The organism is Kitasatospora phosalacinea (assembly GCF_000717185.1).
GTDB lineage: Bacteria > Actinomycetota > Actinomycetes > Streptomycetales > Streptomycetaceae > Kitasatospora > Kitasatospora phosalacinea_A.
In genome coordinates, this window is the sequence record NZ_JNYE01000083.1 from 1 (window position 1) to 11,450 (window position 11,450).

At 73.2% G+C, this 11,450-nt stretch carries 11 protein-coding genes and 1 pseudogene; 8 read left to right on the plus strand and 4 right to left on the minus strand.

Going from position 1 to position 11,450, the window contains the following annotated elements:
* Positions 1–134: 134 nt before the first annotated feature.
* On the plus strand, positions 135–926 hold the full coding sequence (locus OO57_RS28420; protein ID WP_033255559.1) for an ABC transporter ATP-binding protein: 792 nt from the start codon (positions 135–137) through the stop codon (positions 924–926).
* A 3-nt stretch (positions 927–929) separates the two neighbouring features.
* On the plus strand, positions 930–2,294 hold the full coding sequence (locus OO57_RS28425; RefSeq protein ID WP_033255560.1) for an ABC transporter permease: 1,365 nt from the start codon (positions 930–932) through the stop codon (positions 2,292–2,294).
* A 152-nt stretch (positions 2,295–2,446) separates the two neighbouring features.
* Here the strand turns inward: OO57_RS28425 and OO57_RS28430 are convergent, their stop codons facing one another.
* Positions 2,447–3,994, minus strand: coding sequence for an AMP-binding protein (locus tag OO57_RS28430; RefSeq protein ID WP_033255561.1), 1,548 nt, complete (start codon positions 3,992–3,994; stop codon positions 2,447–2,449).
* A gap of 78 nt (positions 3,995–4,072) precedes the next feature.
* Between OO57_RS28430 and OO57_RS28435 the strand changes: the two genes are divergently transcribed.
* The 3 genes from OO57_RS28435 (at position 4,073) to OO57_RS28445 (ending at position 6,479) form a co-directional block, all read left to right on the plus strand.
* Positions 4,073–4,318: a phosphopantetheine-binding protein gene (locus OO57_RS28435; RefSeq protein WP_033255562.1), complete on the plus strand. Its 246-nt coding sequence runs from the start codon at positions 4,073–4,075 to the stop codon at positions 4,316–4,318.
* Positions 4,319–4,596: 278 nt separating this feature from the next.
* A complete protein-coding gene (locus OO57_RS28440) occupies positions 4,597–5,844 on the plus strand; it encodes a sensor histidine kinase (protein WP_234337539.1) in 1,248 nt (415 codons plus the stop codon).
* A complete protein-coding gene (locus OO57_RS28445; RefSeq protein ID WP_033255563.1) occupies positions 5,817–6,479 on the plus strand; it encodes a response regulator in 663 nt (220 codons plus the stop codon). The genes OO57_RS28440 and OO57_RS28445 overlap by 28 nt, the downstream gene beginning before the upstream one ends.
* A gap of 46 nt (positions 6,480–6,525) precedes the next feature.
* Here OO57_RS28445 and OO57_RS28450 read toward each other — a convergent pair whose 3' ends face one another.
* The gene (locus tag OO57_RS28450) at positions 6,526–6,840 is read right to left on the minus strand and encodes a hypothetical protein (RefSeq protein WP_033255564.1); all 315 of its coding nucleotides are present in this window, start codon (positions 6,838–6,840) and stop codon (positions 6,526–6,528) included.
* A gap of 568 nt (positions 6,841–7,408) precedes the next feature.
* Positions 7,409–8,587, minus strand: coding sequence for a helix-turn-helix domain-containing protein (locus tag OO57_RS28460; RefSeq protein ID WP_033255566.1), 1,179 nt, complete (start codon positions 8,585–8,587; stop codon positions 7,409–7,411).
* Positions 8,588–8,673: 86 nt separating this feature from the next.
* Between OO57_RS28460 and OO57_RS28465 the strand changes: the two genes are divergently transcribed.
* Positions 8,674–9,231, plus strand: a complete 558-nt coding sequence (locus tag OO57_RS28465; RefSeq protein ID WP_234337540.1) for a flavoprotein — start codon at positions 8,674–8,676, stop codon at positions 9,229–9,231.
* A gap of 57 nt (positions 9,232–9,288) precedes the next feature.
* On the opposite strand, the pseudogene OO57_RS46075 reads toward OO57_RS28465, so the two are convergent.
* Positions 9,289–9,369: pseudogene (locus OO57_RS46075) on the minus strand (haloacid dehalogenase); the annotation flags it as partial.
* A 167-nt stretch (positions 9,370–9,536) separates the two neighbouring features.
* On the opposite strand from OO57_RS46075, the gene OO57_RS28470 reads away from it, so the two are divergent.
* Together OO57_RS28470 and OO57_RS28475 are read left to right on the plus strand one after the other, a co-directional pair.
* The gene (locus OO57_RS28470; RefSeq protein WP_033255568.1) at positions 9,537–10,427 is read left to right on the plus strand and encodes a proline iminopeptidase-family hydrolase; all 891 of its coding nucleotides are present in this window, start codon (positions 9,537–9,539) and stop codon (positions 10,425–10,427) included.
* 49 nt (positions 10,428–10,476) lie between these two features.
* Entirely contained in the window at positions 10,477–11,439 is a 963-nt protein-coding gene (locus OO57_RS28475; RefSeq protein WP_234337541.1) for an ACP S-malonyltransferase, read from the plus strand.
* The last annotated feature ends 11 nt before the right edge of the window (positions 11,440–11,450 follow it).

The window sequence follows — 11,450 nt, forward strand, 5'->3', positions numbered from 1 at the left end:
GGGTGGGGGCGGGGCGGGCGGGCAAGGGGGGTGTTTCCCCTACCTGAGGTCAGGGAGTTTCCACCCCTGACGCGGCGGGCGCCGCGCGGAATGCTCGTTAGCAGCAGGAACTGCGCCCGACGAGATGAGGAACGATGAACCGAGCAGGCGCCCACGGCCGTCCGGTGGCGGGGGACGTACTCCGACTGGCCTCGGTCAGCAAGGTCTATGACCAGACCGGCATCCCGGTCACCGCGCTGAAGAGCGTGAACCTCTCGCTGGCCCCCGGTACCTTCACCGCGATCATGGGTCCGTCGGGTTCGGGCAAGAGCACCCTGCTGCACTGCGCGTCGGGGCTCGACCAGCCGAGCAGCGGCGAGGTGTACATCGCCGGGCAGCAGATGACCTTCGGCAACGAGACCGAGCTGACCAGGTTCCGCCGCGGCCGGATCGGCTTCGTCTTCCAGCAGTTCAACCTGCTGCCGTCGCTGACGGTCCGGCAGAACATCACCCTGCCGTCCCGGTTGGAGGGCAAGCGGGTGGACCGGCAGCGGCTGGAGGCCGTGGTGGAGCGGGTCGACCTGATGCACCGGCTGGACCACCACCCGGCGCAGCTGTCCGGCGGCGAGCAGCAGCGGGTGGCGATCGCCCGGGCGCTGGTCTCCAACCCGAAGATCATCTTCGCGGACGAGCCGACCGGTGCGCTCGACACCCACCGGGCCGCCGAGGTGCTCGACCTGTTCGACCAGGCGGTGCGCGAATTCGGCCAGACCGTGATCATGGTGACCCACGACCCGATCGCCGCCTCGCACGCCGACCTGGTGCTGTTCCTGGTCGACGGCCAGATCGTCGACGAGATGGCCCGCCCCAACCCGGCGACCGTCGCCGAGGAGATGGCCCGCCTGGGTGAGGAAGTCGCCCGCCGCCACGCCCGATCGGAGTCCTGATCCATGTTCCGCCTCGCCCTGAGCTCGCTGCGACTGCGCAAGGGCAGCTTCGCCGCGACCTTCCTGAACGTGTTCCTCGGCGCCACCATCCTGATGGCCTTCTCCTCGCTGTTCGACACCGGCATGGCCGACGGCGTCTCGTCCCAGGACAAGAAGACCCTGACCACCATGTGCTACGTGGTGGACGGCTGGGGCGTGCTGATCGTGGCCTTCGGCATCGCGGCCACCCTCAACCTGACGGTGCGCCAGCGCAGCAACGAGATCGCGCTGCTGAAGTCGGCGGGCGCGGTCCCGGGCCAGATCACCCGGATGATCATCGGTGAGACCGCGGTGGTCACCCTGCTGGCCGCCGTCCTGGCGGTGCCGGTCGGCTACCTCGCGGGCAACGCCGTGGTGGAGACCCTGGTCTCCAACAACCAGGTGGCGAAGGGCACCGACTACGAGTTCGGCCTGATGGCGCTGAGCATGGGCCTGGGCGTGACCTTCCTGGCCGCGGCGATCGCCGCGTACGTCACCGGCCGCCGGGCCTCGACCGTCAGCACCCGCGAGGCGCTCGTCAGCAGCGTGGCGGGCACCACCAAGATGACCAAGAAGCGGATCGGCTTCGGCATCTTCTTCCTGCTGCTGGGCACCGACGCGGCCGTGCTGGTCCCGACCGTGCTCAAGGACCGCGGCTACCTGACCATGTCGATCGCGGGCGAGGCCTGCATCCACGTCTCGATCGGCCTGGCGCTGCTCTCGCCGATCCTGCTGCGGGTGGCCAGCGCGCTGGTCGGCGGCGTGATCCGCGGCTTCGGCGGCACCCCCGCCTACCTGGCGCAGGCCAACATCCGGCAGCGCTCGGGCCGGATGGCGGGCGTCCTGATGCCGATCATCCTGTTCGTCGGGATGGCCGCCGGGTCGCTGTACATGCAGGTCATCCAGAACGACGCGGTCTCCTCGGGCCGGCTGGTGCGCTCCCAGGACGACAAGAACGTCGAGACCCTGAACTTCGTGATCGTCTCGACCATCGCGGTCTTCGCGGCGATCGTGCTGATCAACCTGGCGGTCACCGCGACGGTCTACCGCCGCCGCGAGTTCGGCCAGCAGCGGCTGATCGGCTCGACCCCCTCGCAGGTCGTCCGCACCGTCACCTTCGAGAGCGTGATCACGGTGGTCACCGGCCTGATCGCGGGCACCGTCGCGGCGCTGGCCTCGATCATCCCGTTCAGCCTCGCCACCGCGGACGAGGCGATCCCGGACGCGGGCCCGCAGATCTACGTCGCGGTGGTCGCGATCGTGGTGGTGCTGACCTTCGCGGCGAACATCGGCGCCACCCGCAAGACGCTGCGCGAGCCCCCGCTGGAGGCCCTGGCGGCGGCGGTCTGAGCCCCGTCCGCGGGCTGAGCAGCAGCCCGCGGGCGCGGCGGGACGCAGGGCGGGGAGGGGCCCCGGGAAGCCACACGCTTCCCGGGGCCCCTCCCCGTCGTGGTGCCGCGGGCGCCGCCGTCACCGGCGCCCGCGCGCGGCGGCCGGCGTCGTCACAGCCCCTGGAGTTCGGCGGCCCGGGCGGTGAGCGCGCCCCGGTCGACCTTCCGGTTGGGCGACAGCGGGAACTCCTCGACCTGGAGGAAGCGCCGCGGGATCGCCCCGGCCGGGACGAGTTCGCGCAGGCCCCGCACCAGGTCGACCGCGGGCACCGCCGCGCCGGTGCAGTACGCCACCAGCACCGTCCCGGCGGGGGTCGGGGCGCCGACCACCACCGCGTCGCGCACCCCGAGGGCGCGCAGCGCGTGCTCGACCTCGGCGGGCTCGATCCGCCAGCCCTGCACCTGGATCTGCGAGTCCAGCCGCCCCAGGTACGCCAGGTCGGTGCCGTCCGGGCCGATCCGGCGGGCCCGGTCGCCGGTGCGGTAGTAGGTCAGCCCGCCGCGCTCCAGGAAGCGGCCGTCACCGTCGCCCGGGTCCAGGTAGCCGGGGGTCAACTGCGGCCCGGCGATGCAGAGTTCGCCGACCTCCTCGGCGGGCTGCCCGTCCGGGTCGAGCAGCAGCACCTCGTGCCCGGCGTGGACGGCGCCGATCGGCACCACGCCGTTGACCGCGACCGCGGGCGTGCCGGTGTCGGACCAGCGGTAGGCGGCGATGGTGACGGTCAGCTCGGTCGGGCCGTACAGGTTCTCGACGGTGGCCGCGGGCGCCGCCGCCCGCCAGTCCACGACGTCCCGGCAGGTCAGCGCCTCCCCCGCGAAGAAGCTCCAGCGCAGCCCGGGCAGCGCGCCCGGGGCCAGACCGCCGGTGCGGCGGACCAGGGCGATCGCGCTCGGGGTGGAGAACCAGACGGTCACGCCGTGCGCGGCCAGGAACTCCGGCAGCGCCCGGAACGCCTGCGGCGGCAGGGTGAGGAATTCGGCGCCCGCGCCCCAGGCGCAGAACAGGTCGAACACCGAGCAGTCGAAGTTCAGGTCGAATACCTGGGAGAACACGTCGGCGGGGCCGAAGTCGTAGCGCGCGTCCAGCAGCGAGAAGTAATGCGCGAATGCGCCGTGGGTGAGCCGGACGCCTTTCGGGCGGCCGGTCGAACCGGAGGTGAACAGCACGTACGCCAGGTCGTCCGGGGCGGTCGGCCGGGGCGCGGCCAGCGCCGCCGCCGGGTCGGTCTTCAGCGTGGCGTACGGCAGTTCGTCGGCCTGCACGGCGCCCTCGGGGCCGACCAGCAGCACCGCCCGGCCCCCGCGGACCTCCGCCAGCGCGGGCAGCGCCTCCCGGTCGGCGACCAGCACCTGCACGCCCGCGGCGTCCGCCATCTGCGCCAGCCGGGCGGCCGGGAAGTCCGGGCGCAGCGGCACCACGGCGGCCCCGGCGAACAGTGCGGCGAGGATCGCGGTGTACGCCTCGGGACCCTTGCGGGCCAGCACGCCGACGGTGCGGGCCCGCTCGGCGACCAGGGTGCCGGCCCACAGCAGGGCCCGCTCGTGCAGCTGCCGGTAGGTCAGCACGGTGTCGCCGTGGCGCACCGCCACCCCGTCCGGGGCGGCGGCCAGGCCGCGCAGGAACCGCAGCGGAAGGGTGTTCTCGGTGGGGAATTCCATGTCGCCTCCGGTGGTCGGGAATGAAATAGGGGTTCTTGCTCATCGACCCGAAGTGGCGCCGTCGGTAAGGTCGCCGACATGTGGGATGAGAGATTCGAAGAATCCGTGCGCCGTTTTCTGCCGTACCTGCCCGCCGACGAGGAACTCGTCGCCGACGCCCCGTTGCGGGATTTCGGCCTCGACTCGCTGGCGACGGTCGACCTGCTTTCCGTGTTGGAGGACGCCTACGAGGTCAGGTTCCAGGACGAGGCCCTGTCACTGGCGACGTTCGAGACGCCCGAGACGCTGTGGAAGACCCTGTCCCGGATCCGGGCGGAGGCCTAGGCCCCGCTCCGCACCGACCCTCCGCCCCCATGTCTAGCGACTCGCCGGTGGCCGGGCCAGCCCCTTAGGGGCACCCCAGAGGACGGGGCGGCCCGGCCGCCGGGGGGCCGCGGGGGTCGGGGGGCCGGTGCGCGATCGGGGTGTTTACTCCCCTGACAAGCGATCACCGGGGCGGGAAGACTGGGCTCCGTGGACAGGCACGAGCACGAGGAGACCACAGTGACCCGAGTACGCGCGGCCGGCGGGCGACCCGCCGCCCAGGCCCCGGCGGGGCAGTCGTGAACGGCTCCCGGACCGGGCGCCGGGTCGCCCGGATGCTGACGGCCTGCGGCCGCGGGCTGGTGCAGGCGCTGGCCTCGCAGTTCGCCGGGGTGCCGCTGCTGGTCGGCTCGCTGCTGTCGGTCGTCTTCCTGCCGCTGGGCCTGGGCGTCCTGACCACGCCCCTGCTGCTGAAGGGCGCGCGGGCGTTCGCCGACACCGAGCGGCGCTGGGCCCGCGAGTGGTCCGGGGTGCCGATCGCCTCCCCGTACCGGCCGCTGCCGCGCACCGAGCCGGGCCTGATCGGCCGGATCGAACTGTGCCGGGAGCTGCTGAAGGACCCGGCGACCTGGCGCGACCTGCTGTGGCTGCTGGTGAACGTGCCGGTGGGCGCGCTGCTCGGGGTGCTGCCCGCGGCGCTGCTGGTCAACGGGCTGGGCGGCCTGCTGGTGGCGCCGTTCCTGGTGGCGTTCACCAGCGCCCACCACCTGTACTGGACGCTGAACATCCCGCTGGGCGCACTCTGCCTGGCCGTCGCGGTGTTCGGCGCCCCGCTGTTCGTCAAGGCGCACGCGCTGTTCTGCTCGGTGCTGCTCTCCCCCGGCCGCGGCCAACTGACCGCCCGGGTCGACTCGCTGACCGACTCGCGCTCCCAGGTGGTGGACGCCTCGGCGGCCGAGCTGCGCCGGATCGAGCGCGACCTGCACGACGGCGCGCAGGCCCGGCTGGTCGCCCTCGGCATGAACATCGGCCTGGCCGAGCAGCTGATCAAGCACGACCCGGAGGCCGCCTCGCAGCTGATGGTGGAGGCCCGCGAGCACAGCGGCCAGGCCCTGTCCGACCTGCGCGACCTGGTGCGCGGCATCCACCCGCCGGTGCTGGCCGAACGCGGCCTGGACGGGGCGGTGCGGGCGCTGGCCCTGACGATGCCGTTCCCGGTGGACGTGCGGATCGAACTGCCGGGCCGCCCGGAGGCCCCGGTGGAGTCCGCGGTGTACTTCGCGGTCGCCGAGGCCCTCACCAACGCCGCCAAGCACAGCGGGGCGGGCCGCGCCTGGGCGCAGCTGAGCCACGAGGACGGCCGACTGGTCGCCATCGTCGGCGACGACGGCATGGGCGGCGCCTCGGCCTCGCCCGGCGGCGGACTGGCGGGGGTGGAGCGTCGACTGGCAGCCTTCGACGGAGTGCTCGTCGTCACGAGCCCCGCCGGGGGACCGACCATCATCACCATGGAGCTGCCATGCGCGTTGTCATCGCCGAGGACCTGACCCTGCTGCGGGACGGGTTGATCCGGCTCCTGACCGCCTACGGCCTGGAGGTGGTCGAGGCGGTCGACAACGGCCCGTCGCTGGTCCAGGCGCTGGCCGTGCACAAGCCCGACGTCGCGGTGGTGGACGTCCGACTGCCCCCCACCCACACCGACGAGGGCCTGCGCGCGGCGCTCGACGCCCGCCGCCACACCCCGGACCTGCCGGTGCTGGTGCTGTCCCAGCACGTCGAGCAGCTGTACGCGAAGGAACTCCTGGCGGCCAGCGGCGGCGGCCTCGGCTACCTGCTCAAGGACCGGGTCTCCGACGTGACCCGGTTCGTCGACGCGGTGCGCACCGTCGCCGCCGGCGGCACCGTGCTGGACCCGGTGGTGGTCAGCCAACTGCTCTCGCGCCACTCGAAGAACAAGACCCTGCAGAACCTGACCCCGCGCGAGCAGGAGGTCCTCGGCCTGATGGCCGAGGGCCGGACCAACGCGGGCATCGGCGGCCGCCTGACCATCACCGAGAAGGCCGTCTGCAAGCACATCAACAACATCTTCAGCAAGCTCGACCTGCTCCCCCACGACGACGACAACCGCCGGGTGCTGGCCGTCCTGGCCTACCTCAACGAGACCGACCCGTCCTCCTCCTGAACACCTCCCGCCCAGCGCCCTCCGGGGGGCGCTGGGCGGGGAGCGGCTACGGCTGCGGGCCCAGCTGCGGGCCGCTGATGTGCAGCAAGGCCACCGGCGTCGCCCCCTGACAACCCTCGACGTGGAACGCGGCACCGAGGAGCCTGCCGGTCGCCCGCCGGGTGCTGGCGACGACCGCCGACGCACCGGCCAGGAGACGCTGAACCACCTCGCCCTCGGCGTCGTGGTCCGTGACGGCACTGAGGTCCATCCGCAGGAAACAGCAGCCGCCACCGCAGCCGAGCTGCCGTATCCGCACCTCCACACCCAGCGCGGCGACGATCATCTCGGCGTAGCCGAAGACCTCGTCACCCGTTGGCATCGACCGGCCCGCGGTTCCGGGCACGACGCGGCGGCACCGGGCACTTCCGGTGGTCCCGGATCGCCTCGGCGTACGAGTTGATCGTCCCGGCGTACACCCCGCGGCCGTACCCGCCGCACCGCAGGCAGTACCCGAGCGTCGCCCCCGCCGGGGCCTGCTGCCGGGCGGTCATGCCGACCGCCGAGCGGCCATCGCGGCCGTGACCCTGCTGAGGTAGGCGTCCCAGCAGTCGGGGGCCCCCGGGTCGGCGGTGCGGCCGGTGCCGGAGACGCAGCGGGAGCACCGGCCGCATGCCTCGTGCCTCTCGGTGCACCCCGGAGCCGCGGGTCGGCTGCTACCGGTCACGGCCGAGCCCCAGCCGATCGGGGCCGGCCGGGACGAGGACGTACGGGCGGCTTCCCCTGACGTCCCAGATGACGGGCCCCGGCCGGTGCCCGGTCTCGTGGACGGCACCCACCGCGGTGGCGGGTCGAGAGGTAGAGTCATCGCCTGCTCCTGTCCCTTGATGATCCGTCATGACCAATGTCGGGCACCGGGGAGGAGCGAACTCACACAGTTCTGTGTGACCTCAAGGGCTCCAGGCGCCAACCCACTTCGCGAACTGCACCAGCGCCTCGGGCGGCCGTCGGTGCGCCCGGACGAGACCCGCCGCAGCCTCCTTCACCTTCGCGCTGTGGCGGATCTGCTGCGGCGCGAGCTGCCGGGCCGTGTGCAGTCGGCCGAACGCCAACTCCGGCTGTCCCGACCACAGGTACGCCCGCGCCACCTCCGCGTGGTGGTGCGCCGCCCGGGACGTCGCCCAGGTCGCGGGGATCTCCATCCGCCGGGCGACCTCCAGCGCCTCCTGGTACATGCCCTGGTCGACGTAGCAGGACGCCCGGTGCGCGGACGCGTTGGTCGGTCCGAAGCTCATCCACAAGGTGGTGGTCTCGCCGAGGCCGACAGCGATCCGGTCTGCGGCGGCCAGGTACTCCTCGGCGTCGTCCCGCTGGCCGGCACCGGCGGACAGAACCGCGCCGGCGAGGTAGAGCTGCCCCGTCACCGCCCGGCGGTCGAGGCCCGGATCCGCCTGTTCGACGGTGGCGCGGGCGAGGGCCGCGATGCGGGTTCCGGTCCGGGCCTGCCCGGACCTCAGGTAGATCATCGCCCGGTTGTACATGCGCAGTCCCGCCACAGCCGCGTCCGACGCCCGTTCCGCGGCCCAGCCCATCCGGTCGAGGGCGAGCGTCGCGAGGTCGACGTACCCGGTCTTGGACGCGACGTCGTAGGCGGTGCGGTACTGCATCGCCAGGGCCTGCCACAGGCGCCGGTCCTGGTAGGTGTGCGCCGCCGTGGTGGTCTCCACGATCAGGCCGGGCAACTCGGCGGCCGCGGCCCTCAGGTCGGAGGCACGGACCAGCGCGCACAGGCGATTCGTGTCTGCGGTGAGTTCGTCCTGGCCCCGAGGGGCGACGTCCGGATCCGCCCCGAGGTCGTACAGGTCGAGAGCCTCGCGGATCGGCTGGACGAGCGCAGCGAGCTGGTCGCGGCGAAGGTCTTCGACGGGGGGCCGACCGAGCAGATCGGGCACGCTCATGCCCAGGGCACGAGCGAGAGCGGCGACGACGCCGCCCCCCGGTACGCGGGCGCCCCGCTCGATCGCACCGATGTACGACGTCGACACCCTGGCTTCGTTGGCGAGCCGGCCCTGCGTCATGTGCTTGAGCTTGCGGGCCCGCTGAAGGCGCTTGCCGAACTCCTCGTCCACAGCCCGACGGTAGCGCTGCCGCGGACGGCCGCGGGCCCGCTTCGGGCAGTTGTCGCTCGTGCCGTGCTCCGTGTTGCATGGAGCCCGTGCCCGAGATCCCGCGCCCCGTCGTGTACCTGTTCGCGTCCGCCGCGCCGCCCGCCCTGCAGCTGCTCGACGTCGTCCGCCGAGCCCAAGGGCGGGGCTGGGACGTCGTGGTGGGGTTGACGCCGACCGCGCGTGACTGGCTGGAAAGCCGGGTGACGGAGTTGGAGGAGCTGACCGGGCACCCGGTGAAGACCACGTACCGGCGGCCGGGGCAGCCGGACGTGCTGCCGCCCGCCGACGCCGTGCTGTTCGCCCCGGCGACCTTCAACTCCGTCAACAGCCTGGCGGCCGGGATCACCTCCTCGTGGGTGGTCGGCTGCACGGCGGAGGCCCCGGGGAAGGGCATCCCGGTGGTGGTGATGCCGTGCGTCAACTCGGCGTTGGTACAGCATCCGCAGTTCGACCGGAGCGTGGAGGTACTGCGGGAGGCGCGGATGCAGGTGCTGTACGGGGCGGGCGGGTTCGTTCCGAACCGGCCGGGTGAGCGGCTGTCGTATCCGTGGGAGCGCGCGTTCGCGGCGGTGGAGCGGGTGCTGGAGGCGGTGCTGGAGGGCTGAGCCCGGACGCACGAAACCGCCCCGCCCGACGGTCCGGTTGCCCGCGCCCGTCAGGTGCAGCCGGTCCGCCCGGGTGCCGTGCTCCCGGGTCTCGTCCACCAGGCACTCGCCGACGTCGAACACCACTGCTCCGATCATGCCGCGTCCGGGCGCCCCGGCCCCGGCCCCCGTAGGGGGGTCGGGGCACGGGTCTGGCGTTCGTCGTGGGCGGGTGTCGGCCCCCCTAAGGGGCTGGTTCCGGGGCGGGGGGCGGGGCTAGACATGGGGGGCGGACGGGCCGCTGACTGGCAGTGAGGTGATTCGGGATGGACGTCGCCGAGGGCACGGTCCCCTTCGGGGAGTACCGGACCTGGTACCGGATGACGGGCACGCCCGGCGCCGGGCGTCCGGTCGTGGTGGTGGCGCACGGCGGCCCCGGCAGCACCCACCACTACCTGGCGAACCTGGCCGAACTGGCCCGCTCCGGCTGGCCGGTGCTGCACTACGACCAGCTCGGCAACGGCGGGTCCACCCACCTCCCGGACGAGGGCGCGGACTTCTGGGTGCCCGGGCTGTTCGAGGCGGAGCTGGACAACCTGCTGCGCGCGCTGGGCGCGGACGAGGACTACGTGCTGTTCGGCCACTCCTGGGGCGGCCTGCTGGTCGCCCGGCACGCGGCGCGGCAGCCGCCGGGCCTGCGCGGCCTGGTGATCGCCGACTCCCCGGCGTCCTACCCGCTGTGGCGCCGGGAGATGGCGGTGCTGCGGGCCGCGCTGCCGCCGGGGGTGGACGAGACGCTGCGCCGCCACGAGGAGGCCGGCACCACCGCCTCGCACGAGTACTACAAGGCGGTGCGGGTCTTCTACGACCGGCACGTGTGCCGGGTGGTGCCGTGGCCGCGCGACTACCGGGCCTCGTTCCTGGAGATGTCCGAGGACACCACGGTCTACTCGGTGATGAACGGCCCGAGCGAGTTCCACGTCACCGGCACGCTCAAGGACTGGTCGGTGGAGGACTGCCTGCCCGACGTCGACGTCCCGACGCTGCTGGTCAGCGGCCGGTACGACGAGGCCACGCCGGTGACCGTGCAGCCGTACTTCGACCTGGTCCCGGACGTCCGCTGGGAGGTCTTCGAGGAGTCGAGCCACGTGCCGAACCTGGAGGAGCCCGAGCGCTTCCGCGCGGTCCTGGTCGAGTTCCTGGAGGGCCTCGCATGACCCGGTACGACCGGCCGGCCGGCACGACCGGCACGAACAGGGGGAAACGATGAGCACCACTGGGACCACGGGCGGGGCCCGGACGGGGCAGGCGATGGTCTTCCCCGGCATGGCCCCCAGCAAGTTCGCCGACGTCGGCCGGTTCATGGCCGTCAACCCGTTCGCCCGCCGGCTGGCCGCCGCGGCGGGCAAGCGGCTCGGCTACCCGCTGCTGGAGCGGATGCGCCAGGACGACTCCGACTACAGCACCGCCGCGCAGGTCGGCTTCCTGGTGAACTGCCTGGCGCTGGCGCAGTGGGCGGAGCAGGAGCTCGGCGTGCGGGCCGACCTGTGCGCGGGGCCGAGCTTCGGCGAGAAGACCCTCGCCGCGTACTGCGGCGCCCTGGAGGTCGAGGACGCGGTCTGGATGACGGCCCGGCTGGCCCGGCTGCAGGACGCGTTCTTCGCCACCGAGTTCCGGGACGTGGTGACGCACTCCTTCACCCGCACCCCGCGCGCGCAGCTGGACGAGGTGCTCGCCGAGCTCACGGCCCGCGGCGAGTGGCACGAGATCTCCTGCTACATCGACGACAACTTCTTCATGGTGTCGCTGCGCGAGCGCAACCTGGACTGGCTGCTGGAGCGGCTGCGCGCGCTGGGCGGCTTCTCGCTGTACACGATGCGGCCGCCGATGCACTCGGCCGCGTTCGGGGCGCTGCGCCGCCGGGCCGAGGACGAGGTGATCGGCGGGCTGGAGTTCGCCGACCCGCGGCTGCCGGTGGTCGCCGACCAGGACGGCGCGGTCCTGCACACCGGCGAGCAGGTGCGCACCATGCTGCTGGACAGCTTCGTGCGGCCGATGCGGTGGACCGACGTGGTCGACACCCTGCTGGAGCGGGGCGTGGGCACGGTGTGCGTGGCGGGCCCGGACAGCCTGTTCGGCCGGGTCGCCCGGACCACCGCCAACTTCGAGGTGCTGGCCGCGACGCCGCGGCTCGCCCTGCAGCCGCGCCGCCGCGGCGCGGTGGCCTGACCCTCCGGCCG

Excerpts from the sequence above, each read along its gene's own strand:
- OO57_RS28425 (WP_033255560.1), top strand. The coding sequence starts at position 930 with ATGTTCCGCCTCGCCCTGAGCTCGCTGCGACTGCGCAAGGGCAGCTTC.
- OO57_RS28475 (WP_234337541.1), top strand. The coding sequence starts at position 10,477 with ATGAGCACCACTGGGACCACGGGCGGGGCCCGGACGGGGCAGGCGATG.
- OO57_RS28435 (WP_033255562.1), top strand. The coding sequence starts at position 4,073 with ATGTGGGATGAGAGATTCGAAGAATCCGTGCGCCGTTTTCTGCCGTAC.
- OO57_RS28430 (WP_033255561.1), bottom strand. The coding sequence starts at position 3,994 with ATGGAATTCCCCACCGAGAACACCCTTCCGCTGCGGTTCCTGCGCGGC.
- OO57_RS28445 (WP_033255563.1), top strand. The coding sequence starts at position 5,817 with ATGCGCGTTGTCATCGCCGAGGACCTGACCCTGCTGCGGGACGGGTTG.
- OO57_RS28450 (WP_033255564.1), bottom strand. The coding sequence starts at position 6,840 with ATGCCAACGGGTGACGAGGTCTTCGGCTACGCCGAGATGATCGTCGCC.
- OO57_RS28470 (WP_033255568.1), top strand. The coding sequence starts at position 9,537 with ATGGACGTCGCCGAGGGCACGGTCCCCTTCGGGGAGTACCGGACCTGG.
- OO57_RS28420 (WP_033255559.1), top strand. The coding sequence starts at position 135 with ATGAACCGAGCAGGCGCCCACGGCCGTCCGGTGGCGGGGGACGTACTC.